The sequence below is a fragment of the Brenneria corticis genome, from assembly GCF_003115855.1.
Classification (GTDB): domain Bacteria; phylum Pseudomonadota; class Gammaproteobacteria; order Enterobacterales; family Enterobacteriaceae; genus Brenneria; species Brenneria corticis.
This window is the reverse complement of sequence record NZ_KZ819078.1, coordinates 101,483-126,273: the sequence shown is the minus strand read 5'-3', so window position 1 is coordinate 126,273 and position 24,791 is coordinate 101,483. Positions and strand designations below refer to the sequence as shown.

At 59.5% G+C, this 24,791-nt stretch carries 20 protein-coding genes; 12 read left to right on the top strand and 8 right to left on the bottom strand.

Annotation, left to right across the window (positions count from 1 at the left end):
• Positions 1 to 278 precede the first annotated feature (278 nt).
• Entirely contained in the window at positions 279 to 1,955 is a 1,677-nt protein-coding gene (locus tag DDT56_RS10965; RefSeq protein ID WP_136166485.1) for a methyl-accepting chemotaxis protein, read from the top strand.
• Between the two features lie 87 nt (positions 1,956 to 2,042).
• On the opposite strand, the gene DDT56_RS10960 is transcribed toward DDT56_RS10965, so the two are convergent.
• Positions 2,043 to 2,837 (bottom strand): DeoR/GlpR family DNA-binding transcription regulator, encoded by a 795-nt coding sequence (locus DDT56_RS10960; RefSeq protein ID WP_136166484.1) that lies wholly within the window; start codon positions 2,835 to 2,837, stop codon positions 2,043 to 2,045.
• 359 nt (positions 2,838 to 3,196) lie between these two features.
• Between DDT56_RS10960 and DDT56_RS10955 the strand changes: the two genes are divergently transcribed.
• The 9 genes from DDT56_RS10955 to DDT56_RS10920 all read left to right on the top strand — a co-directional run bounded on the left by DDT56_RS10955 (position 3,197) and on the right by DDT56_RS10920 (position 11,215).
• Positions 3,197 to 4,003 (top strand): transketolase, encoded by an 807-nt coding sequence (locus DDT56_RS10955; RefSeq protein ID WP_136166567.1) that lies wholly within the window; start codon positions 3,197 to 3,199, stop codon positions 4,001 to 4,003.
• Positions 4,003 to 4,926 (top strand): transketolase family protein, encoded by a 924-nt coding sequence (locus DDT56_RS10950; protein ID WP_136166566.1) that lies wholly within the window; start codon positions 4,003 to 4,005, stop codon positions 4,924 to 4,926. The genes DDT56_RS10955 and DDT56_RS10950 overlap by 1 nt, the downstream gene beginning before the upstream one ends.
• Positions 4,927 to 4,939: 13 nt before the next feature.
• Positions 4,940 to 5,737, top strand: a complete 798-nt coding sequence (locus tag DDT56_RS10945) for a GolD/DthD family dehydrogenase (protein WP_136166483.1) — start codon at positions 4,940 to 4,942, stop codon at positions 5,735 to 5,737.
• A 74-nt stretch (positions 5,738 to 5,811) separates the two neighbouring features.
• Positions 5,812 to 6,747, top strand: coding sequence for a D-ribose ABC transporter substrate-binding protein (locus tag DDT56_RS10940; protein WP_136166482.1), 936 nt, complete (start codon positions 5,812 to 5,814; stop codon positions 6,745 to 6,747).
• 44 nt (positions 6,748 to 6,791) lie between these two features.
• Positions 6,792 to 7,403, top strand: a complete 612-nt coding sequence (locus tag DDT56_RS10935) for a DUF2291 family protein (RefSeq protein ID WP_136166481.1) — start codon at positions 6,792 to 6,794, stop codon at positions 7,401 to 7,403.
• A gap of 10 nt (positions 7,404 to 7,413) precedes the next feature.
• Positions 7,414 to 8,964 carry a sugar ABC transporter ATP-binding protein gene (locus tag DDT56_RS10930; protein WP_136166480.1) on the top strand — a complete coding sequence of 517 codons (1,551 nt, stop codon included), beginning with the start codon at positions 7,414 to 7,416 and terminating at the stop codon, positions 8,962 to 8,964.
• A 22-nt stretch (positions 8,965 to 8,986) separates the two neighbouring features.
• Entirely contained in the window at positions 8,987 to 10,054 is a 1,068-nt protein-coding gene (locus DDT56_RS10925) for an ABC transporter permease (RefSeq protein ID WP_136166479.1), read from the top strand.
• Complete coding sequence (locus DDT56_RS24390; protein WP_168197604.1) at positions 10,047 to 10,187, top strand: hypothetical protein; 141 nt, start codon at positions 10,047 to 10,049, stop codon at positions 10,185 to 10,187. The genes DDT56_RS10925 and DDT56_RS24390 overlap by 8 nt, the downstream gene beginning before the upstream one ends.
• Before the next feature lie 230 nt (positions 10,188 to 10,417).
• Positions 10,418 to 11,215 carry a glucose 1-dehydrogenase gene (locus tag DDT56_RS10920; protein ID WP_136166478.1) on the top strand — a complete coding sequence of 266 codons (798 nt, stop codon included), beginning with the start codon at positions 10,418 to 10,420 and terminating at the stop codon, positions 11,213 to 11,215.
• 86 nt (positions 11,216 to 11,301) lie between these two features.
• On the opposite strand, the gene DDT56_RS10915 is transcribed toward DDT56_RS10920, so the two are convergent.
• The 3 genes from DDT56_RS10915 to DDT56_RS10905 are packed head-to-tail and all read right to left on the bottom strand — an operon-like array spanning position 11,302 to position 16,984.
• Positions 11,302 to 12,705 carry an efflux transporter outer membrane subunit gene (locus DDT56_RS10915; protein WP_136166477.1) on the bottom strand — a complete coding sequence of 468 codons (1,404 nt, stop codon included), beginning with the start codon at positions 12,703 to 12,705 and terminating at the stop codon, positions 11,302 to 11,304.
• Positions 12,705 to 15,845, bottom strand: coding sequence for an efflux RND transporter permease subunit (locus tag DDT56_RS10910; RefSeq protein ID WP_136166476.1), 3,141 nt, complete (start codon positions 15,843 to 15,845; stop codon positions 12,705 to 12,707). Before DDT56_RS10910 ends, DDT56_RS10915 begins: the two co-directional genes overlap by 1 nt.
• Entirely contained in the window at positions 15,845 to 16,984 is a 1,140-nt protein-coding gene (locus DDT56_RS10905; protein WP_136166475.1) for an efflux RND transporter periplasmic adaptor subunit, read from the bottom strand. The genes DDT56_RS10910 and DDT56_RS10905 overlap by 1 nt, the downstream gene beginning before the upstream one ends.
• Positions 16,985 to 17,115: 131 nt before the next feature.
• Between DDT56_RS10905 and DDT56_RS10900 the strand changes: the two genes are divergently transcribed.
• Complete coding sequence (locus DDT56_RS10900) at positions 17,116 to 17,721, top strand: TetR/AcrR family transcriptional regulator (RefSeq protein WP_246856760.1); 606 nt, start codon at positions 17,116 to 17,118, stop codon at positions 17,719 to 17,721.
• The gene (locus DDT56_RS10895) at positions 17,714 to 18,901 is read left to right on the top strand and encodes a multidrug effflux MFS transporter (protein WP_136166473.1); all 1,188 of its coding nucleotides are present in this window, start codon (positions 17,714 to 17,716) and stop codon (positions 18,899 to 18,901) included. The genes DDT56_RS10900 and DDT56_RS10895 overlap by 8 nt, the downstream gene beginning before the upstream one ends.
• Positions 18,902 to 19,165: 264 nt before the next feature.
• On the opposite strand, the gene fdhE is transcribed toward DDT56_RS10895, so the two are convergent.
• The 4 genes from fdhE to fdnG are packed head-to-tail and all read right to left on the bottom strand — an operon-like array spanning position 19,166 to position 24,691.
• The gene (gene fdhE / locus DDT56_RS10885) at positions 19,166 to 20,092 is read right to left on the bottom strand and encodes a formate dehydrogenase accessory protein FdhE (RefSeq protein WP_136166472.1); all 927 of its coding nucleotides are present in this window, start codon (positions 20,090 to 20,092) and stop codon (positions 19,166 to 19,168) included.
• A 5-nt stretch (positions 20,093 to 20,097) separates the two neighbouring features.
• Complete coding sequence (gene fdoI / locus DDT56_RS10880) at positions 20,098 to 20,727, bottom strand: formate dehydrogenase cytochrome b556 subunit (protein WP_136166471.1); 630 nt, start codon at positions 20,725 to 20,727, stop codon at positions 20,098 to 20,100.
• Positions 20,714 to 21,631: a formate dehydrogenase subunit beta gene (gene fdxH / locus DDT56_RS10875; protein WP_136166470.1), complete on the bottom strand. Its 918-nt coding sequence runs from the start codon at positions 21,629 to 21,631 to the stop codon at positions 20,714 to 20,716. The genes fdoI and fdxH overlap by 14 nt, the downstream gene beginning before the upstream one ends.
• A 12-nt stretch (positions 21,632 to 21,643) precedes the next feature.
• Positions 21,644 to 24,691 (bottom strand): formate dehydrogenase-N subunit alpha, encoded by a 3,048-nt coding sequence (gene fdnG / locus DDT56_RS10870; protein WP_136166469.1) that lies wholly within the window; start codon positions 24,689 to 24,691, stop codon positions 21,644 to 21,646.
• Positions 24,692 to 24,791: the final 100 nt, after the last annotated feature.

The window sequence follows — 24,791 nt, the reverse complement described above, 5'->3', positions numbered from 1 at the left end:
CACGGCACAAATCTGTGACGCGTTGTATTGCTTAGAAGTATCCGGCAGGTATTCAACAAATATGCCAATCAACAATAAATATTGAATATTATTTTCAATAATCATTGCGCGATCATTATTTTGAAATATTTATGTATTATCGCCGATAAAATGAACGAGCGGTGCCGATAACCTCTTTGACGTAGATTAAAAATAGCTATTCATATTTCGTCATTAAAATAACACCTTGTAGCAGAACATAAAAATCACAATCCAATCATAATAATCGGGATAAATTTATGCGATCGCTCAGAAATATTACTATCCGTAAAGTGTTATTAACCACCCTGACCCTGTTCTTATTAGTCTGGGGCGGCGTTTCCTGGCTGACGTTATCCTCTCTCGGTCAGCTAAGCCAGCTAGTGGAAACCAGCCAGATTCAAAAGAAAAACAACAATATAATGAGCCACGGTACGGAATCTTATTTCCGCACCGCCGTGCGGTTATATATGGTCGCCGATCTGCATCAGAGTGGCGAACAGGAAAAAGCGCAGGGCATACTGAAAGCGGCGACGGACGCCCTCGATATCAGTCAAAACGATCTGGCGCTTTTTCGGTCGCAACCCCAGATCGGCGTATTACCGCAGCAGGTTGATGATATTGTGCGTTACTGGACGAATGTTATTCATGAAATGCGCAATATGATCGCCCTGCTTGCCGAGGGAAACGTCGATCAATACCGTGATGTGGTAAGAACCACCCTGCCGCCCATCAGCATTGAGTTCGGCAAGGCGACGCAAAAATATGCCGAGAGCCTGTTTGCCAATGACGAAGAAAACGACCAACAGATCCATCAATTGGTCGAAACCTGCCAGCGCGCGCTGATTGCCGCGTTGATTTCCGGGCTGCTGATTCTGCTGCTCACCGATCGTTATCTGGTCTCCTGCCTGTTGACGCCGCTGGAACAGATCAAAAAACAGTTCCAGACCCTGTCGTCAGGAGAGTTGCATCATGACATTACCGATTTCGGCCGTAACAATATCGGCCAGTTGATTCCCTACCTGCGCGAGATGCAGGAGAGCCTGATTCGCACCGTCGGCACCATTCGCGATAGCGCCGCCTCTATTTACCAGGGCGCCAGTGAAATCAGCGCCGGCAACAGCGACCTTTCGTCGCGAACCGAACAGCAGGCCGCCGCGCTGGAAGAGACCGCCGCCAGCATGGAGCAGTTGGGCGCGACGGTAAAACTGAATACCGATAATGTGACGCAAGCCAATAAACTGGCGCAGGAAGCCTCCACGCTGGCCAACAAAGGCGGGCATCTCGTCGGCGACGTGGTGACCACCATGAATGACATCACCGCCAGTTCGCAAAAAATCGCCGACATTACCAACGTGATTGACGGCATTGCCTTTCAAACCAATATCCTGGCGCTGAACGCGGCGGTGGAAGCCGCACGGGCGGGCGAACAGGGGCGTGGTTTCGCCGTGGTGGCGGGAGAGGTGAGAAATCTGGCGCAGCGTAGCGCGCAGGCCGCCAAGGAGATCGGCGGGCTGATCGCCGAGTCGGTGACTCGGATTAACAGCGGTTCCAAACAGGTCGCGCTGGCCGGTGAGACCATGACCAGCATCGTTCAATCCGTGACCCGCGTTACCGATCTGATGGGAGAAATATCTTCGGCGTCTGAGGAACAGAATCGCGGCATCGAACAGGTGGCGCAGGCGGTCACCGAAATGGACGGCGTCACCCAGCAGAACGCCGCCCTGGTTCAGCAATCAGCGGCGGCGGCCGCGTCGCTGGAAACGCAGGCGCGCCATTTAACCCAGGCCGTGGCGGTATTCCAACTGCCGGAAAACGGCGCGACCGCCGCTCATCATCCCTCCCCGGTCAGATCCACGCCTTTGCCGCAAGGATTACCCGCCGACGGAGCGCTTCCCCCTGCGAAGAAAGGTGAAAATAACTGGGAAACGTTTTAATTCATCCCGGCCACCCGCGCTGGCGGCGGCCAGCGCATCAACGTCCCTGAAATGATCCCGAAATATTCAGGCAACAGCCCAACAAGACTAGCTTTCCGCCACCAGCACCTGTACCCCCAGCGCTTCAAACTCGTCGATAGATCCCTGAGAGATCCCGCTGTCGGTAATCAGATAGTGAATATCACGCCAGTCGCACGGCAGCGCAAACATCGATACCTTATCAATCTTGCTGGAGTCGGCGACCACGTAAACCGTGCGCGCCGACTTCATCATGGCGCTTTTCACCTTGATATCGGTTTCACTGGGATAGCTCAATCCCAGACGCGGCGAAATGCAGGCGGTCGCCAGAAACAGCTTCTCAGCCAGTACGTTTTCAAAAAAGTTGGCGGCTTTCTCGCCCGACATCGACAGGGTGGGAAATTTAAAGGTGCCGCCGGTCAGCAGAATGTTTATTCCCGGTTCGGCCCCGAGCTTCAGGGCAATATTCACCGCCGTGGTGATCACCGACAGCTTGCGGATATGACTGAGATGATTGGCGATAGCCGTCGTCGTCGTACCCGAGTCCAGAATGACCGTATCGCCATTGTTGATATACTGTGCCGCCACCCGGCCAATCGCCTCTTTCTCATGCAGGTTGATCTGCCGCTCAAGCAGTAACGCATGGGTATTTTGCCTGCCGGTCACCAGCGTTGCGCCGCCGTGATAACGCTGCACCAACCCCTCTTTCTGCAACATCCGCAGGTCGGTTCTGATGGTGGCTTCCGTCAGATCGAAGGCTTCCGTAAGCATTTTCACTGTGACAGTGCCATCTTCACGAATCATCTCAAGGATCTTTTCACGTCGCTTCTGCATATCCGCTAATTGCTCATTTTTGCTTTTCAATCGACACACTCCCTTTGACAGACCACGAACGCCAACCCTGTTGTTGTCAAATATTACCGCCGCGGCACTGGTAATGCGAGCGCAGTGATACCGCATAGTTATTTTCATTCGAAAATAACAAGACAATAGTTGATTTTTAACGATTTTTATTGCGACATATCGCAATAGAGTCAGATAAAGGATAATAATCAAGATAAATCAACGCATTAATCATTATCATTTGTTTTTATTCGAAACTTGATCTGCGCCACAACACCGCATAAACCGATAGCCTATATTTTTATTTGAAAATGAATAACCACCCATTAACGTTATTAAGCGCGTTATCCGACAGCGGCTCCGTTGATAAAGAGGTAATGATGGACTTTCAGACAATCAAACAGACAGCGCGTCAGGCGCGGCGTTATGTACTGCAAATGAACCATCGGGCAGGTAAAGGCCATACCGGTGCGGACCTCTCCGAAGTCGACATTATCTGTACGCTGTTTATGGGGGTAATGGACAGAAAACAGCCCCGGCCGGATCAGGATCGCTTCATCTTGTCGAAAGGACACGGCGCAGGCGGGTTGTACTGTAGCGCGGCCGCCATGGGGCTGATCGATCCCGCCATACTCGATCAGTTCATGGGCGACGATACCCTGCTGGCGGGGCATCCCATCCGTCAGAAGCTCCCGGATCTGGTGGAGATCAACTCCGGCGCCCTGGGCCATGGCTTATCCGTCGCCGTAGGTCTGGCGCTGGGCAACAAACTGGAGGGACGCAGCCACCGTCGGGCGTTTGCACTGCTCGGCGACGGCGAACTGGCCGAAGGATCCAACTGGGAAGCCGCCATGTCCGCCAGCAAGTTTCAGCTCGATAATCTGATCGTGATTGTCGATCGCAACCGGCTACAGCTGGCGGGCAAAACGGAAGACATCATGCCGCTGGAGCCGCTGGTCGATAAGTGGCGCGCGTTCGGTTTCGACGTCCATGAATGTGACGGCCACGATCCGCAGGCGATTGTCGCGGCGGTGAATCACCCTGGCCGCGGTAAACCGCGCGTGATCCTGGCGAGCACGGAAAAAGGCCACGGCATTTCATTTATGGCTAACGTTCCGGCCTGGCACCACGCCGTACCGAACGATGAGCAGTTAGCCCTTGGGCTGGCAGAGCTGGAGGAACAATGATGCAAGACTTACGCGACGCGGTGATTGCCGCACTGGTAGAGGAACAACAAAACGGCGCCAACCTTAGCGTGATGGTGGCGGACTCGACCTCCACCTCCAAAATCGCCCCCTTCGAAAAAGCCTTTCCCGAGCGGGTGATCAATGTCGGCATCGCCGAACAGAATATGGTGGGTATCGCCGCGGGAGTAGCGCTCAGCGGCCGCACGGTATTCACCGCCAATGCGGCCCCTTTCCTGTTTGCCCGTTCGAATGAACAGGTAAAGAACGATATTTGCTACTCCGAAAGCAACGTCAAAATGCTGGGTCTCAACGCGGGCTTCGCCTATGGCCCGCTGGGGGCGACGCACCATTGCACCAACGACATCGCCATCGCCCGCTCCATGGGCAATTTGCAGATCTTCGCGCCGGCGGACGCCGCGCAGGCCAGCGCCATCGCCCGTTACGCCATTGCCCATCAGGGGCCGGTGTATATCCGCATGGACAGCGACAAAGTGCCGGTGCTGCATGACGCCGACTATCGGTTCCAGCCCGGCAAACCGGAGGTGCTCCAGCGCGGCGCCGACACCGTGGTGTTCTGTCTGGGCACGCTGGCGCATGAAGCGCTGGCGGCAAAAGACCACGGCATCACCATCGTCTCCCTGCCGTCGCTCTGGCCGCTGGATGAGCAGGCTATCGTCAAACTGATCGCGGAACACCAGCAGGTCATCACCATGGAAGAGCATGTGCTCAGCGGCGGCCTGAGCAGCATTATTGGCGAACTGATGCTCAAACACGCCTGTCGCCAGCGCTTCATTCCGCTTGGCATTCCGCCGTATGAATTTACCCATAGCAGCAGCCGCGGCGCCTTACGGCATCAATTCCGCATTGATGCCGACGGCCTGCTCACCACGCTGCGCCACACCGCTTTACACGCCGTTTCATAAGGAGAACGCGGCCATGAGCAACGAATATGACGTGAATCTGCGCTACGGCGTGGATACCGATTTAACCCTTGAGGGCAAAGTCGCCGTGGTCACCGGCGGTCTCGGCGGCATCGCCATGGCGAGCAACGAGATGCTGCTGAAAAAGGGCGCTCGTCTGGCGCTGCTTTATCCGGCATTCGAGCAGGCGAAGGCGGCGGAGGTCGCCAAACAGTTCGACGATTCACGCGTACAGTTTGTGCAGTGCGACGTGACCGAACCGGCATCGGTGGAACGGGCGTTCAGCGACGTGGAGGCACGTTTCGGCCGGATAGATATTCTGGTGAATTGCGCGGGCTACGTGATGCTACAGCCGGTGCTGGACACCGCGTTTTCCGAATGGCAAAAACAGATTGCCGTCAATCTGACCGGGCCGTTCCTCTGCTCGCAGGCCGCGGCGAAACGGATGATCAACGCCGGCAACGGAGGAAAGATCGTCAATATCGCCTCACAGGCCGCTTCCATCGCCATCGATAACCACGTGGCCTACACCTCCGCCAAAGCCGGTCTGTTGGGGATGACCAAAGTGATGGCGAAAGAGTTCGCTCCGTACAAGATTAACGTCAATACCCTCTCCCCCACCGTGGTGCTAACGCCCATGGGCGAAAAAGCCTGGCGCGGGGAAAAAGGGGAAGCGATGAAGAAACTGATCCCGTTGGGACGTTTCGCCTATACCGACGAAATTGCCGCCGCCGTGCTGTTTTTCGCCAGCAACGGCAGCGACATGATTACCGGCGCCGACCTGATGATCGACGGCGGTTTCACGATTTGCTAATACCGAGTCAACGCCAGTAGCGCCGTCATTCTGTACCTACCTACACATAACAATGAAATAGAGAGAACATCACCATGAAAATGCGTTTAATGCTGTTAGCTATTACCGCCGCCTGCACATTTTCGCACGCCGTCTGGTCTGCGGAAAAAGGCACCATCATGATTATGGTTAACTCGTTGGATAATCCCTATTACGCCGCCGAAGCAAAAGGCGCCAATTTAAAAGCGCAGTCGCTGGGGTATAAAACCACGGTGCTGTCGCACAGTGAGGACGTAAAGAAACAAAGTGAGCTGATTGATGCGGCCATCGGTCAAAAAGTACAGGGCATCGTGCTGGACAACGCCGACTCCACCGCCAGCGTGGCGGCCATCAGAAAGGCCAGCGACGCCGGGATCCCGGTGGTGTTGATCAACCGCGAAATACCGGTCGATGATGTCGCGCTGGTGCAGATTACCCACAACAACTTTCAGGCCGGTTCAGAAGTGGCGAACCGTTTTGTCGAACTGATGGGCGAAACCGGTAAATATGCGGAGCTGACCTGCAACCTGGCGGATAATAACTGCGTAACCCGATCCAAATCCTTCCATCAGGTGATCGACCAGTACACCGACATGCAAAGCGTCGCGCGCCAGGACGCGAAAGGCACGCTGCTCGACGGCAAACGCATTATGGATAGCATTTTGCAGGCGCATCCCGACGTCAAGGGGGTGATCTGCGGTAACGGCCCGGTGGCGCTGGGCGCCATTGCCGCGCTAAAGGCCGCGGGGCGTAATGATGTGGTGGTGGTGGGCATTGACGGCAGCAATGACGAACGCAACGCGGTGACGGCCGGTTCGCTGAAAGCCACGGTAATGCTACAGGCGCAGGCCATCGCCGCACAGGGCGTCAGCGATCTGGATAACTTCCTTCAGAACGGCGTCAAACCGGCACAGCAACGCGTGATGTTTCGCGGCATTCTGATCGACCAAAGTAACGCCAACAACGTTCAGGATTTCAATTACAAATCCTAATCCCCGAATGATAGTGCCCCGCAAGGGGCACAAAGGAGAGAACCATGTCCAGGCGAATTTGGCTGGCCGTTGCCGCACTCACCCTCGGCGGCTGTCGGATCGTGTCGCAGCAGGAGCTGGCCGATCTGAAAAACCCCGCCGCCCCTCACGTCAACCAGGTGGCGCAAACCTGGCAACAGAACATCGTTCCCCAGGTAGCGTCCGCGGCGAAACCGGTCGCAGAGTTAATGCAGCACTTCGCCGCGTCAACAGATTTCGCCGCCACCTGTCAGCAGTATGGCTATCGCGCCCAGGCAGAGAACCCCTGCGTTTTCCCGGTTCACGTCAGCGGCAGCGTCACCGAAGTCAATACCACCTCGAAAAGCGGGAAGATGACGGTGCAAGACGTCAGCGGCGCCCGCGTGGTGGTACAGATTGGGCCGATTATTCGCGGCACGGCGTTGCGCGATGCCTACAAAGGGCTGAGCTATCAGGATTTTAACGATCAGGTGCTGTTCGGCGACTACGCTCGGGCGATTAACGACCTGGCTTCCGCCGGGATACAAGAAATGCAGCTCAAAACGGGCGACCGCCTGGATGTATACGGCGTATTCAGCGTCTGGGACGTGCCGCAAACGCTGCCGGATATCACCCCCGCGCGCGTCACGCGACACTGAGGAGCGAATGATGGCACAGAGGCAATCCCCCGTTGCGGCGACCCCGCCGCCTCCTTCCCCGGTGATTATTGAAACCCGTGAGGTTTCACGCATCTACCCCGGCGTGACGGCGCTCGAACAGGTCAACTACCGGGTTTACCGCAACAAGGTCAACGTGTTGATTGGCGAAAACGGCGCGGGTAAATCCACCATGATGAAACTGCTGGCCGGGGTGGAAGCGCCGTCATCCGGCCAGATCCTGCTCGACGGCGAGCCGGTGACGTTCGGCTCCACCCAGCAGGCGGAAAAACACGGCATCAGCATCATTTTTCAGGAACTGAACCTGTTTCCCAATATGAACGTGATGGACAACATCTTTATCGGCAACGAGTTCTTTCAGCGCGGGCGAATTAATGAAGCCTATCAGTATCAGTTGGCGAAAGCGTTGCTGGAGCGTCTGGAGCTGGATGTCGATCCGCTGACGCCGCTGGTCGAACTGGGTATCGGCCATCAGCAACTGGTGGAAATCGCGCGCGCGCTGTCGAAAGACACCCGCGTGCTGATCATGGATGAGCCCACGTCGGCGCTCAGCCAATCGGAAGTCAAAGTGCTGTTCAGCGTTATCGCCCAGCTCAAACGTCGCGGCGTCACCATTATCTATATCTCCCACCGCCTCGAAGAGCTGCTGGAAATCGGCGATCACATCACCATTTTTCGTGACGGGCGTTTTATCAGCGAACGTGAAGTCCAGCAGGCCACCGTGCCCTGGATCATTGAACAGATGGTGGGCGACAAGAAAAAACATTTCGATTATTCCCCCGCCGCGCAGGGAGACTGCGTACTGGAAGTCGCCGGCTTAACCGCCCTGCACCAAAACGGCGGCTATAAGCTCAATGACGTGAGTTTTTCGCTGCGTAAGGGGGAAGTGGTGGGGGTTTACGGTCTGCTGGGGGCCGGACGCACCGAATTATTCAAGGGGGTGATCGGCCTGATGCCCTGCCAGCGCGGCAGCGTCGTGCTTAACGGCGAGCGCCTCGACAAACGCCATTTCCAGTATCGGCTGAAAAAAGGCATTGCGCTGGTGCCGGAGGATCGGCAAGGCGAAGGCGTGGTGCAACTGATGTCGGTCAAAACCAATATGACGCTGTCGCGCCTCAGCCTGCGCGGTTTTCGCCGCGCCGTCGCCTGGCTGAAGCCGCGGCAGGAGACGCATAGCGTCGGCGACATGATCCAAAGACTGGCGATTAAAGTGAGCGACGCGGAACTGCCGATCGCCTCGCTCAGCGGCGGCAATCAGCAAAAAGTGGTGTTGGGCAAAGCGCTGATGACCGAGCCTGAAGTGGTGCTGCTGGATGAGCCGACGCGCGGCATCGACGTCGGCGCCAAAACCGACGTATACCATCTGATTGGCGCGATGGCGAAAGACGGATTGGCCGTGATGTTCTCTTCCTCCGAACTGGATGAAGTGATCGCCCTGGCCGATCGGGTACTGGTGATGGCCAACGGCAAAATCACCGCCGATATCCCGCGCGCCGGCGTCGATCGTGAAACGCTGATCCGCGCCTCCACGCCGCATGAGTAGATCCCGCTTTGAGGACAACACCATGAATCAAAAATATCTTTTCTATATGTATCTGCTCAAGGCGCGAACCTTTATCGCCTTACTGATCGTCATCGGCTTTTTCAGCGTGATGGTGCCCAATTTTCTCACCACTTCCAACCTGCTGATCATGACGCAGCACGTGGCGATCACCGGCCTGCTGGCGATCGGGATGACGCTGGTGATCCTCACCGGCGGCATCGACCTATCGGTGGGGGCCGTGGCCGGCATTTGCGGCATGGTGGCCGGCGTGCTGCTGACCAGCGGCGTTCCGCTGTGGGGCGGGCGGATTCTGTTCCTTAACGTCCCGGAAGTGATTCTGGTCGTCGCGCTGTTCGGGGTGATCGTCGGCCTGATTAACGGCGCGGTCATTACCCGTCTGGGCGTCGCGCCGTTTATCTGCACGCTGGGCATGATGTACATCGCCCGCGGCGCGGCGCTGCTGTTCAACGACGGCAGCACCTACGCCAATCTGGTGGGCATGCCGGAACTGGGCAACACCGGGTTTTCACTGCTGGGTTCCGGCACTGTGCTGGGGGTTTATCTGCCTATCTGGCTGATGCTCGGCATCCTGCTGCTTGGCCTGTATATCACCACTAAAACCCCGTTAGGGCGCTACATTTACGCCATCGGCGGCAATGAATCCGCCGCCCGTCTGGCCGGCGTGCCGATCATCAAAGTGAAAGTGTTTGTCTACGCGTTCTCCGGCCTGTGCGCGGCGCTGGTGGGGCTGGTGGTGGCTTCACAACTGCAAACGGCGCATCCCATGACCGGCAACATGTTCGAGATGGACGCCATCGGCGCCACGGTGCTTGGCGGCACCGCGCTGGCCGGCGGGCGGGGCCGCGTGTCCGGATCGATTATCGGCGCCTTTGTGATCGTCTTTCTGGCCGACGGCATGGTGATGATGGGCGTGAGCGACTTCTGGCAAATGGTCATTAAAGGGCTGGTCATTATTACCGCGGTGGTGATCGACCAGTTCCAACAGCGCTTGCAGAGCAAAGTCGTGCTGATGCGGCGTCATGAAAAAAAACAGGCGGCCGCGCCGTTCTCCGGGGTAAGCCATGGCTAGGGATCTAATCATCGCGCTGGATGAAGGCACCAGCAACGTTAAGGCCGTCGCCATCGACGCCCTCGGTCAGGCAGCGGCAAAAGCGTCGTGCCGGAGCTGTCGGCGTTGGGGCAGTTGTCCGACGAACGGCTGAGGGCGCTGTTGCCTGAACACGACGGCTGGCAGCCGGATGAGCATCGCCATACGGCTGTACCAACGCCGCTGGGCGGAATGGCGCGAGGCCGTACAGCGTACGCTGTAGCAGCCCGACGCATAAGTTGACTTTATATCCCGAAGGCGTTGCGCCCTGCCCGGTCGTCGGGGTTTCACGATGATGACCGGCGGCGCGGCCCATCGGCTATGCCAATCAAGGAGTACACAATAATGAATCGTAACTTCACGGGGAAAACGGTGGTGATTACCGGCGCCTGTCGCGGCATTGGCGCCGGCATCGCCGAACGTTTCGCGAGCGAGGGCGCCAATCTGGTCATGGTTTCCAACGCTGAGCGCGTCTTTGATACAGCGGAAAAACTCACCGCCCAATACGCCGGCGACATTCTGGCGCTCCAGGTCGACGTCGCCGATGAAGAACAGGTGCAGTCGCTGTATCAGCAGGCGCTCGCGCGTTTTGGCCGGGTTGATGTCTCAATCCAGAATGCCGGGGTGATCACCATCGACACCTTCGACAGCATGCCCAAAGCCGATTTTGACAAGGTGCTGGCCGTCAATACTACCGGCGTCTGGCTGTGCTGCCGCGAGGCGGCAAAGATCATGGTGCGGCAAAACGGCGGCAGCCTGATCAACACCTCGTCCGGTCAGGGGCGTCAGGGCTTTATCTATACGCCGCATTACGCCGCCAGCAAAATGGGCGTCATCGGCATCACCCAAAGCCTGGCGCACGAACTGGCGCCGTGGAACATCACGGTGAACGCGTTCTGCCCCGGCATCATCGAAAGTGAAATGTGGGACTATAACGATCGCGTCTGGGGCGAGATCCTCAGCAGCGAGGAGAAGCGTTACGGCAAAGGGGAGCTGATGGCGGAGTGGGTGCGGGGTATTCCCCTCAAGCGCGCCGGCCAGCCTCGGGATGTGGCCGGGCTGGTGGCTTTCCTGGCCTCCGACGATGCGCGCTACATCACCGGACAAACCATTAACGTTGACGGCGGGCTGATTATGTCCTGATGCGCCGCTTCCCTGCGGCGTAGGGACCAAGTCAGCGCCTCCCCCTGACAAGGGGGAGGCCGGGAGGGGCATCGCGCGCTATACACCTACACCCCGCCGCCCAGCGCGTTATACAAGGTCACCAGATTGTTCAGCCGGGTTTGCTCGATGCCGATCAGCGTCTGCCGGGCGCTGTAAAGGGTGCGCTGCGCATCCAGCACGTTCAGATAGGTATCGATTCCTTCCCGGTAGCGCGAATCCGCCAGCCGGTAGCTGCGTTCGGCGGCGGCGGTGTAATCCCGCTGCGCCGTAAGCTGCTCGTCGATGGTGGCCTTACGGGCCAACGCATCCGCCACCTCCTGAAACGCGGACTGAATGGCTTTTTCATAGCTGGCGATATAGCCTTTTTTCTGCGCTTCGGCGTACCGCAACGCGGCGCGGTTGGCGCCGCCGTCGAAGATGGGCAGGCTCAGGCTGGGGGCGAACGACCACACCCCGGCGCCGTGGCTGAACAGCGAAGAGAGCGCGCTGCTGCCGACGCCCCCGCTGGCGGTCAGCGTCAGGCTGGGGAAAAACGCCGCCCGCGCCGCGCCAATGTTGGCATTCGCCGCTTTCAGCGTATGCTCCGCCGCCAGCACGTCCGGGCGCTGCAGCAGCACCGCCGAGGAGAGTCCGGCGGATACCGGTGCCACCGCCGTCGCCAGCGCATCCAGGCCGTCAGGCAGCAGGGCATCGTCAACCGTCTGTCCCGCCAGCAGATCCAGCGCGTTTTTACTCTGCGCCGCCGCCGTCGTATTGCCGGCCACGTCGGCCCGCGCCTGTTGATACACGGTTTCAGCCTGCGCCACATCCACGCCGGAGGCGACGCCGTTGCGCTGCCGGTTGCGCGTCACCTCCAGCGAGTGGCGGGCGCTTTGCATGGTTTCCCGCGACAGTTGCAGATCGCTGCGCGTCGTCGCCAGCGCGATATAAGCCGTCGCCGTATCGGCAATCAGCGCCAGACGGGTGCTTTTCGCCGCCTCCTCCGTTGACAGATAGCTCTCCAGCGCGGCGGCGCTCAGGCTGCGCGCCTTGCCGAACAGATCCAGCTCAAAGGCGCTGACCGCCAGATTGGCGCCGTAGCTCTGGGTTATCGCCGTGGCATTGTTTCCCGACGACGCATCGCTGGTCAGCGCCCGGCTGCGGGTGCCTTCCACGCCCGCGTTGACGGCGGGAAACTGCCCGGCCCGCTGAATGCCGTATTGCGCGCGCGCCGCTTCGATATCCGCCAGCGCCTTGCGCAGGTCGCGGTTATCGCTGAGCGCGATATCGATAACGCGCTGCAATTTTTCATCCACGATGACCGAACGCCACGCAATGGCGCCGGCTTCGGGCTGCGCCGAGGATGCGCTTTCGGGCTGCGGCCAGGCCGCGGGCACCGGCGCGTCGGGACGCCGATAGTCCGGGTCCAGCGACAAACATCCTCCCAGCAGCAGAGGTAACAGAGCAACGATAAGTTGACGACTACGCATTATTCTTTCCTCGATGAGTCAACGCCAGGCAACGCTTTGTCGGCACGCTGGGGAAATACCCGTCTCACCAGAACAAAGAACATCGGCACCAGAAAAACGGCCAGCACGGTCGCCGTCAGGGTTCCGCCCACAATGCCGGAACCGATGGAAATACGGCTGTTGGCCCCCGCGCCGGTGGATATCGCCAGGGGGAAAACGCCGACGATAAAGGCCAGGGAGGTCATCAGCACCGGGCGCAGGCGGGTCGTGGCCCCTTCCAGCGCCGCGGCATAGAGCGTCGCCCCGCGCCGATAGGCCGCTTCCGCGAATTCCACAATCAGGATGGCGTTTTTCGCCGACAGCCCGATGGTGGTCAGCAGCGCCACCTGAAAATAGACGTCATTCTCCAGCCCGCGCAGCGTGGCGGCCAGTACCGCCCCCACCACGCCGAGCGGGATCACCAACATAACGGAAAACGGAATGCTCCAGCTTTCATACAGCGCCGCCAGACACAGAAACACCACCAGAATCGAGATCGCATATAGCGACAGCGCCTGCCCGCTGGCCAGCCGCTCCTGATAGGAGAGCCCGCTCCAGGCATAGGTGGTGCCTTTCGGCAACTGGCTCGCCAGCCGTTGCATTTCGTCCATCGCCGCCCCCGAGCTCACTCCCGACGAGCCGGCGCCCTGGATCTCATAGGACGCCAGGCCGTTGTAGCGCGACAGGCTTTCCGGCCCGTAGATCCAGCGCGTGGTGGCAAAGGAAGAAAACGGCGTCATCACGCGGTCGCTGCCGCGCACGAACCACTTATCCAGATCCTGCGGCTTGCTGCGCGAATCCTCATCGCCCTGGATATAGACTTTTTTCACCCGCCCGCGGTCGATAAAATCATTAACATAGCTTCCTCCCCAGGCGCTGCTCAACGTCGCGGTGATATCGCTCATCGCCAGCCCCAGCGCGCTGGCCTTGTCATTATCGATATCCACCTGCAGCTGAGGCATCTGCGTCAGGTCGTTGGGACGAACCGCCGTCAGCCGGTCGTTTTCACCGGCCGCCGCCAGCAGTTCATCCCGCAGTTGCAGCAGTTTTGCGCGATCGGTGGTGCCGGTGGCCTGTAGCTCAAAGGTGAAGCCGCTGGACTGCCCCAACCCGTCCACCGCCGGCGGCGTCAGGGTAAAGACCTGCGCGTCGCGCAGCTTGGATAGCGCCCGCGTCGCCCGCGCCGAAATCGCCTCGGCGCCGTTTTCGGCGCCGCGCCGCTGGTCCCAGTTTTTCAGCGCCACAAACGCCATCCCGGCATTTTGCCCGCTGCCGCTGAAGTTAAACCCGGAAATAATGAAAATGGCTTCGGTATTGTCCTTTTCCTCGGTGAGGAAATAGCGCTCAATCGCTTTGCCCACCTTGGTGGTGCGCGCTTCGGTCGCCCCCGCAGGCAGGGTGAACTGCACCATGACGTCGCCCTGATCTTCCGTCGGCAAAAAACCGGACGGCAGGCGGATAAACATCAGGGCCAGACCGACAATCAACAGCGCATACAGAACGATGTAGCGCATCGGGCTATGCAGCACCCGGGCGACCTTGCCGGAGTAACGATCCTGCATGCCCTGATAGCCACGGTTGAAACGGGCGAAAAAGCCTTTTTTCTCGACCCGGTGCGCCGTCGGCTTCAGCAGCGAGGCGCACAGCGCGGGCGTCAGCGTCAGGGCGACCAGCACCGACAGCAGCATGGAGGAAACGATGGTGATGGAGAACTGGCGGTAGATAACGCCGGTCGAACCGCCGAAGAACGCCATCGGCAGAAACACCGCGCTCAGCACCAGCGCCACGCCCACCAGCGCGCCGGAAATCTCGCGCATCGACTTTTCGGTGGCCGCCGCCGGCGCAAGGTGTTCATCACGCATCACCCGCTCCACGTTTTCCACCACCACGATGGCGTCGTCCACCAGCAGTCCGATCGCCAGCACCATGCCGAACAGCGTGAGGGTGTTAATGGAGTAGCCGAACACCGACAGCACGCCAAAGGTTCCCAGCAATACCACCGGCACGGCGATGGTCGGGATCAGCGTCGCGCGCCAATTCTGCAGGAACAGAAACATCACGATCACCACCAGCAGGATGGCTTCAAACAGGGTTTTAACCACCTCCTCCACCGAGATTTTGATAAAGTCGGTGCTGTCTTTCGGATAGGCGATCTCGTATCCCTGCGGCATGGTGCTGACGAACTCCCCGACCTTGGCTTTCACCCGCTCCGCGGTCGCCAGCGCATTGGCGCCGGGGGCCAGCATCACGGCGATCCCCGCCGCCGGGTGACCGTTCAGCCGCGTGACCGCGCTGTAATCCTCATCCCCCAGCTCCACGCGCGCCACGTCGCCCAGCCGGACGATCGCCCCGCTGGATTGGCTTTTTACAATGATGTTGTTGAACTGTTCGGGCGTTTTCAGCCGCGACTGCGCCATTACCGTGGCGGTAAGCTGCTGATCGTCGCGGGAGGGACGCGCGCCGATTTTACCCGCCGAGACCTGGGTATTCTGCGCTTCAATCGCCGAGGCGACATCCGACGGCATCAGGTCGTAGGCGGCCAGCCGGGTGGGATTGAGCCAGATGCGCATCGCATACTGCGAACCAAAAACCTTGACATCCCCCACGCCATCGACGCGGGCCAGCGGATCTTGCAGGTTGCTGACCATATAGTCGGCGATGTCCGCTCCGCTGGCTTTATCGGTGGTGTCGTACAGCGACATAATCAGCAGAAAACTGGTTTGCGATTTGGTGACCGTCACCCCCTGCTGCTGCACGTCCGTCGGCAGACGGCTTAACGCCTGCTGCACCTTGTTCTGCACCTGAACCTGCGCCGTATCGGCGTTGGTGCCCTGTTTAAAGGTGGCGATAATTCTGGCTTCGCCGCTGGAGCTGCTGGACGAGGAAAAATAGAGCAGCCCGTCCAGCCCGGTAAGCTGCTGTTCGATGATCTGGGTGACGCTGTTTTCCAGCGTTTCCGCCGAGGCGCCGGTGTAGGTCGCGGTGATCGACACCGAAGGCGGCGCCACGTCCGGGTACTGGGCGATGGGCAGCGACTGGATCGCCAATACGCCGGCCAGCATGATGACAATCGAGATCACCCAGGCGAATACCGGTCGATAAATAAAGAAACGAGAAAACATCAGGATTTCACCTCGGTTTCGACGGCCGCCGCATCCGCGGTGACGGAGGTGGTTTCGCTGGCCTGCACCCTATCGCCGACGCTCACCTTATCGGTGCCTTCGATAATCAGCCGATCGCCGGCGTTCAATCCTGCCGAGACCAGCCAGCGATTGCCGATCGCCCGCTCGGTCACCACCGAACGCTGTTCCACCTGCTGTTGATCATTGACCACCAGCGCGGTGGCGTTCCCTTTCGCATCCCGGGTGATGCCCGGCTGCGGCGCCAGGATCGCCGCCGGATCGATGCCGTTGTCGACGGTGGCGCGCACATACATGCCGGGCAGCAAAATATGCTCGGCGTTGGGAAAGGTCGCCCGCAGGGTGACCGAGCCGGTCGATGCGTCCACCGCCACCTCGGACAGCTGCAACTGCCCGCGGGAAGCGTAGGTTTCGCCGTTTTCCAGCGTCAGCGACACCGCCGGCCTCTCGTTTTGCTGCAAGCGCCGCAGCGCCAGACGCTCGCGGCTGGACTGGGTGAGATCGACATAGATGGGATCGAGCTGACGAATGGTCGCCAGCGCGGTGGTCTGGCTGGCGGTCACCAGCGCGCCGGGAGTAACGGAAGAGATGCCGATACGACCGGAAATCGGCGCCTTGATCTGCGTGTAGGCCAAATTGATTTGCGCGGTTTTCAGCGCGGCCTGCTTTTCCGCCACCGCCGCCAGGCTCTCTTCATAGCTGGTTTGCGCGTCGTCGGCATCCTGGCGCGACACCCCCTCTTCTTTAACCAGGCGGGCGTAGCGCTGCGCCTTCAGCTTGGCCGCCCGTACGCCGGCCTGGGCGTTTTTCAGTGCCGCCGCCGCCTCGTCATAGGCGGCCTGATAGCTGGCCGGATCGATCTGGTACAGCACCTGCCCGGCCCGCACCTCGCTGCCTTCGGTGAACAGGCGTTGCTGAATAATGCCGTCCACCTGCGGCCGCACGTCGGAGACCATGCCCGCGACGGTTCTGCCGTTCAATACGCTGTTCAACACCACCGATTGCGGCTGCAACGTTTCGACGGTGACCTCGACGGCCGCGTCGGCCCGAGCCGGTTCGGCGGCACGTTCACAGCCGGAAAGTAAGACTACCAGGAAGAAAATAAAGCGTTTACCTTGCATGAAATCATGCCCTATAATTGAGAATGAACGTTCATTCTCATTATCAGGCAAGAGAGACCGACTCTTCTCACAAGATTACGTAAGGTTTGGGTAAAAAAGTGATCGTTCTCACACAAGGAGAATTAACCAAAGTGCAGCAGACAACCACCAAAACGGAGCGAACACTCGCCCGGCGCGACCAGATTATCGCCGCGGCGCGCCTCTGTTTTCGCCGTTCGGGATTCCACGGCGCGGGGATGGCGGAAATCGCCGCCCGCGCGCAGCTGAGCGTCGGGCAAATATACCGTTACTTCCCCAGCAAAGACGCCATTATTGAAGAAATAGTCAGCCGGATCGTCAACAGTAAACTGCACTTTCTGCGCCTGGAGGACAATCACCTGCCGCAAATGGCGCAAATGCTGGCGCGGCGCGCCCTGCCCGGCGATGAAGCCACGCGCGAGGACGACCATGCGCTGATGCTGGAAGTGACCGCCGAGGCGACCCGCAATAGCCGCGTCGCGGCGATCCTGCAAGAGGCCGACGCCAGACTGTTTCAGCAGGCCGTCGTCCTGTTGCAACGGCGCTATCCGCATCTGAGCCCGCCGCAAATCGCCGCCCGGGTCGAGCTGATGGCCGTATTGTCCGAAGGGACGGCGTTTCGCATGGTGACCAGCCAGAAAGCCTCGCCGGACAGGCTAAAGCAGCTCTATCAGCATATTTTTCAATCCACTTTTTCTGAAACCGACGCCAATGAGTAAAACGATACGATCGTCCCGTTTGGGCTATGCCCTGGTTCTGGGGCTGCTGGCGGCGCTGGGCCCGCTGTGCACCGACCTCTATCTTCCCGCCCTGCCGGAATTAACCGCGGACCTGTCCACCTCCACCGCCGCCGCGCAGCTAAGCCTGACGGCGGGCCTGCTGGGGCTGGGAATCGGCCAGCTGATTTTCGGCCCGCTGAGCGATAAGCTGGGACGGCGGCGGCCGCTGCTGTTTTCACTGCTGATTTTTCTGGCGGCGTCGGTGTGGTGCGCGCTGGCGCAGGACATCAACCACCTGATCGCGGCGCGCCTGATACAAGGCATGGCCGGCGCCGGCGGCGCGGTGCTCTCCCGCGCGGTGGCGCGCGACCTCTATTCAGGCCATGAATTAACCCGTTTTTTCGCCCTGCTGATGCTGATTAACGGGCTGGCGCCGATTCTGGCGCCGGTGATGGGCGGCGCCATGCTGAGCATAATGAACTGGCGCGGCATTTTTATCGCGCTGTCTCTTATCGCCGCGCTGCTGCTGTTGCTTTCCGCCCTGCGCCTGCCGGAAACCCTGCCGCCGCAGCGCCGGGTGACCGGCGGCGTGGCGTCGTTGCTGGCCTCGCTGGGCAGCCTGCTGGCGCACCGCCAGTTTATGGGACTCTGTCTGGCGCAGGGATTCGCCGGCGCCGGCATGTTCGCCTATATCGGCGCGTCGCCGTTCGTGTTGCAGGAAATCTACCTGCTTAGCCCGCAAATGTTCAGCCTGTGCTTCGCCATCAACGGCGTGGGACTGATCTGCGCCGCGCAGATTTCCGTACGCCTGAGCCGCCACTGGGGGGAAATGCGCATACTGAAGCTGGGGCTGCTGATCGCCGCCGTATCATCGCTGCTGTTGCTGCTGGCGGCCGCTTTGCAGGCGCCGCTGATAGGGTTGCTGGTGCCGCTGTTCTTCACCATTATCATTATCGGCATCGTCGGTCCCAGCGCGTCGGCGCTGGCGATGCAGAGCCAGGGGGATAAGGCCGGCAGCGCGTCGGCACTGCTCGGCGTCAGCATGTTCACCCTGGGGGCGATAAGCGTGCCGCTCACCGGCCTGCACGGTATGTCCGCCCTCTCCATGGCGCTGACCATCGCCGTATGCTACGGACTGGCTATCGGCTCGTTTGCGCTGCTGGCGCGCCGGACAAGGTAACGAAGCTGGTTTCAGCGGCAGATCCCCGCTTTCGCGAGGAGGCATCTCAGCAACACCGAGCCGCCAGCGGAAGTAGATCCCTGCCTACTGCCGCAGGGATGACGGAGGTGACTGCGGGGATGACGGAGGTGACTGCGGGGATGACGGAGGTGACTGCGGAGATGGCGGAGATGACGGGGAGTATTTTTACCGCGGGAATAACGGAGAGTCTTTTATCGCGGGGATGACCGGGGAATGACGGGGAATATCCCCGCCAGTTGGCGATCAGATGGCGCTCTCCGGGAACAGGAACGGGTTAATGCTGCTGCGGGAAAAGCCCTCTTCCTCCATCTTCACATCCAGCACCAGCGACGCCAGATCGTCGGCCACCGCCTCAACGCGGTGATCCTTTTCCTGATACAGAATTTTCAGATAGGTGCCGCAGTGGCCGCAGCTTTCCGCCTTGATGGCCGCGTTTTCGCTGTCCAGCGACCAGTAATTCAGATCGCCGGACTCTTCGCAGTTGCTGCACTTCACCCGCACCATATGCCACTCGCTTTCGCACAGGTTGCAGTGCAGATAGCGCAGTCCGCTGCCGGCGCCTAGCTGTACCACGCCTGACACCGGCATGCTGCCGCATACCGGGCAGAACTGACGGTGCTCGCCCGGCTCCGCGCGGGCTTTGCCGGGAATGTTGGCGGCCATCTGCGCCCAGAACAGCGACAGCGCCGCCCAGATAAACGGGGCCTTGTCGTTATTTTCCGCGCTGAACTGATGCCTGAACAACGCGCTCGCCATGGTTTCCAGCTCCTGCGCCGACGACTTTTCCAGATTTTCCAGCGTGGCCAGCACCTGTCCGCCGGCTTCGGGCTTAAGCTCTTCGATCAGCGCGCGCAGCAAGGTGTGCCAGTGCGCATCGCGCGGAAATGCCTCGATATCCAGCGGCGGACGATTGCCGGACTGTTTTAACACCTCGGTGAGATCCATCCGCAGCGGATGGTCGTGCAGCACTTTGCGCTGGGCGTCCACCACGCCGGCGACAAACTCAAGATAGTCGCCCAGCGGATGATCCTGCGCCAGCTGGCGCAGCCGCTCGGCGCGACTGCCGTACAAACTTTTCAGATTGGCGAACAGCAGCGGTGGAATATTTCCCGCCGCGTTCGATTTTTCATTACTTTCTAACTGTTCCTGGGGAACAATACGGATACTCATCAGGGTTATTTTTCCTGTTGTTTACGTTGTAGCTCACGATACCAGCGCGGATGATGCTTCTTCGCCCAGGAGGTCGACACCCAGCCTTCCACCATGGCGGTAATGGTTCCCTTCACCCATAAGGCCGCATAGATATGCACCATGATCACCAGAATAAGCCCCACCGCCGCCAGAGAATGCACCAGCAGGGCCAGACGAATAACCGGAATGGGGAATGCGTCGGCAAAATACGGCCGCCACATCACAATGCCGCTCGCCAACAGCAATAACAGGCTGGTAATCGCCAGCCAGAACACACATTTCTGGCCGAAATTATACCTGCCGGTGTCGCCGACTTCCTGATTTGCGGCAACCTTATGGATGTTTTTCGCCCATTCGATATCGTCGCGGTTAATCAGGTTGTGTTTCCAGTAGCGGAAAAACATTAACAGAAAAGCGATAAACATCACCACCCCCACAAAGGGATGCACGATTCTCGCCAGTTGCGGCGTGCCCAGAATATGCAGCATCCAGTTGAGCGAAGGGAATAAAAAACCCAGACCGCTGATGGCGGCGAACACGAAGCAGAAGGCCACAATCCAGTGATTAATGCGCTCCGGCGCGCTATAGCGCTGAATCCGCTTACTCTTTTTCATGCTGTTTGTCCTCATGATGCGCCTCATCGGTTTCCCCTTCGTCGTCTTCCTCGACGCGGTTCGGGCCGACGCCGACGTAGTGGAATACGCTGGCGGCAAAGGTGGCGGCAAAGCCAATCGCCGCCAGCGGTTTCCAGATCCCTTTCCAGAAGGTTACCGTCGGGCTGATGCTGGGGTTGTCCGGCAGGCCGTGATAGAGCTGCGGCCGATCCGCGTGGTGCAAAACATACATCACGTGAGTGCCGCCCACGCCGGCCGGGTCGTACAGTCCGGCATTTTCATAGCCGCGCGTATTGAGTTCGCTTACCCGCTCCGCCGCCAGATCCTTCATCGCCGCCTTGGTGCCGAAATGAATGGCGCCGGTGGGACAGGTTTTGACGCAGGCCGGCTCCTGACCGACGGCCACGCGATCGACGCACAGGGTGCATTTGTAGACGCGGTTGTCCTGTTTATTCATTCTGGGTACGTCAAACGGGCAGCCGGCGATGCAGTAGCCGCAGCCAATGCACTGTTCCGACTGGAAATCGACGATGCCGTTGGCATACTGGATAATCGCCCCTTCCGCCGGGCAGGCTTTCAGGCAACCCGGATCGGCGCAGTGCATACAGCCATCCTTGCGGATCAGCCATTCCAGCTTGCCTTTCTCTTCCACCTCCGCAAAGCGCATCACCGTCCAGGATTTCGCGGTCAGGTCGGTGGGGTTATCGTACACGCCGACGTTATGTCCCACCTCGTCGCGGATATCGTTCCATTCGGAGCAGGCGACCTGACAGGCTTTACAGCCGATACAGGTGGTGACATCGATCAGTTTGGCGACCGGCTCCTGATGATCGCGCGCCTGCGGCGGCGGCGTCAGGCCGTTTGTCGCGGAGCGACGGATAATATCTTGTGATTGCATGGCCATAATCGTTCTCCGCTACGCCTTTTCCAGATTAACCAGGAACGCCTTGTATTCCGGCGTCTGGGTATTGGCATCCCCGACGTGCGGCGTCAGGATATTGGCCAGAAACCCTTTTTGCGTGGTGCCTTCGAAACCCCAATGACAGGGCACGCCGATGGTTTCCACCGGCCGGCCTTCGATCATCAGCGTGCGGATGCGCTTGGTGACCACCGCTTTGGCCTTGATATAGCCGCGTTTGCTGCTGAGCTTCACCATATCGCCGGCGCGGATGCCCTTCTGCCCGGCCAGCGCTTCGCCGATTTCGACAAACTGCTCCGGCTGGACAATGGCGTTCAGGCGCGCGTGTTTGGTCCAGTGCCGAAACAGTTCGGTAATGGAGTAGGTGGTCGCCACATAGGGGAATTCATCCGCGGCGCCCATACGCTGGCGGTCGGCGTCAAACAGCCGGGCCGCCGGATTGAAGCGCGTGTTTTCGTGCAGCGGACTCTTCGCCAGCGGCGATTCCACCGGCTCGTAGTGTTCCGGAAACGGGCCGTCGGCGAGCTTGTCGATGGCGAACAGGCGTCCCAGTCCCTCGGCCTGTAAAATAAACGGCCCCACGCCGCTGCCGGGCGCCGCATTGCCGTAGTCGGGGGTGTCGATGCCGGTCCAGCGCTCTCCGTTCCAGCGGATCAGTTCGCGTTTCGGATCCCAGGGGTTACCCTGTTCGTCCGCCGAGGCGCGGTTATACAGAATGCGGCGGTTTTGCGGCCAGGCCCAGGCCCAGCCGAGGGTGCTGCCCAGGCCGGAGGGATCGGCGTTGTCGCGCCGCGCCATCTGGTTGCCCTGCTCGGTCCAGCAGCCGGTATACACCCAGCAGAAACTGGCGGTGGTGCCGTCGTCGCGCAGCTGCGAAAAGTCGGCCAGCAGTTGGCCTTTTTTCAACACCAGGTCGCCCTGCTCGTCGTAAAGATCTTCCAGCGCGTAGCCGTTGCCCTCTTTGGCCACCTCTTCCGGCGTCGGATCTTCCGGGTCGAGGTAATTCCACGCCATATTGAGCACCGGTTCAGGATTGGCGCCGCCCTCTTTGGCGTACATCTCCCGCAGACGCAGAAAAATTCCCGCCAGAATCACCCCGTCGTGCCGGGCTTCCGCCGGCGGCTCCGCGCCGCTGAAGTGCCACTGCAGCCAGCGGCCGGAATTGACGATCGATCCGTTTTCCTCGGCAAAACAGCTTGAAGGCAGACGGAAAACCTCCGTCTGGATTTGCGCCGGGTCCACCTCGTTCAACTCGCCGTGGTTTTGCCAGAAATTGGAAGTCTCGGTAGCCAGCGGGTCGATAATCACCAGAAATTTCAGTTTCTTCAGCGCATCGCGCGCCTTGTTGGAGTCGGCAAAGGCGGCTATCGGGTTAAATCCCTGGGCGATATAGCCGTTAACCTTGCCTTCGATCATGCGCTGGGTGAAATTCAGCGCGTCATAGCTCTGATCCCACTTCGGCAGCCAGTCGAATCCCCAGTCGTTTTCTTTACGCGCCTTATCGCCGTACAGGCTTTTCATCAGGCTGATAAAGAATTTCGGGGTGTTTTTCCAGTAGTTGACCTGATCCGGCAGCAGCGCCTGCGGCGTGATTTGCGCCAGATAGTCCTGCAAGGTGGTCTGTTTTTCCGACGGCAGATCCATGTAGCCCGGCAGGCGCAGGGAGAGCAGCCCCAGATCGGTGTAGCCCTGAATATTGGAGTGGCCGCGCAGCGCGTTGATGCCGCCGCCGATCATGCCGATATTCCCCAGCAGCAGTTGGATCATCCCCGCCGCGCGGATCATCTGCGAACCGGTGGTGTGCTGCGTCCAGCCCAGCGCATACAGAATGGTCGCCGTTCGGTCCGGCACGCAGGTGGAGGCCAGAATGTCGCAGATGGTGAGAAACTCGTCCTGCGGCGTGCCGCAGATGCTGGAAACCACTTCCGGCGTATAGCGCTCCACATGCTGCTTCATCAGGTTCCATACGCAGCGCGGGTGGCTCAGGGTGTCATCGCGTTTGGCGAAGCCGTTTTCATCCAGTTCGTAGTGCCAGGAGGCGCGGTCGTATTTGCGCGCCTGCGGGTCGTAGCCGCTGAAAATACCGTCATCGAAACGGTAGTCCTCGCGCACCAGCAGGCTGGCGTTGGTGTAGGACTTCACATACTCCATCTGCACCTTATTGTTGCCAAGCAGATAGCGAATCACCCCCAGCAGGAAAGTAATGTCTGAACCGGCGCGGATCGGGGCGTAGAGATCGGCGACCGATGCGGTACGGTTAAACCGCGGGTCGACCACGATCAGCTTGGCGCCGTTTTTGATTTTGGCTTCCACCGCCCACCGGAAGCCCACCGGATGCGCCTCCGCCGGGTTGCCGCCCATCACCAGCACCACGTTGGCGTTTCTGATATCGACCCAGTTGTTGGTCATGGCCCCGCGGCCGAAGGTCGGCGCCAGCGCCGATACGCTGGGGGCATGGCAGAGGCGCGCCTGCGTATCGATCCCCAGCATCCCCAGCGCGCGGGTAAAGCGGAAGTCCAGCATCCCGGTTTCATTACTCGCCGCCGACGAGCACAGCATGCCGGTGGTCAGCCAGCGGTTAACGGTCACCCCGGCGTCGTTTTTCTCGATAAAGTTGGCGTCCCGGTCGGCCTTCATCAATTTGGCAATGCGCTCATAGGCGTCCGCCCAGCTGATGCGCTGCCACTTATCCGAACCCGGCGCGCGGTATTCGGGATATTTCAGCCGCTGGTCGCTATGAATATAATCAATCAGCCCCGCCCCTTTCGGACACAATGCGCCGCGGCTCACCGGATGGTCCGGGTCTCCTTCGATATGAAAAATGGAGGGCTTGGCGTTTTTGGCGCCATCGCCCAGGCTGTACATCAAAATACCGCACCCCACCGAACAGTAGGTGCAGTTATTGCGCGTCTCCTTCGCGCGCAACAACTTATATTGCCGGGTTTCCGCCAGTGCGGCGGCGGGCGAAAAACCCAGCGCCGCGACCGTGGTTCTGGCCATGCCGCCCGCGCATATTCTAAAAAATTGTCGTCTGCTGACCTGCATGGAAAGCTCCTCGCACTACATGGCTCACAAGTAAATAAAACTTTTCTTTTTATAAGATGGAATAAAGCGATGGTTAGACCAGCCCAAAACCCCATTAACC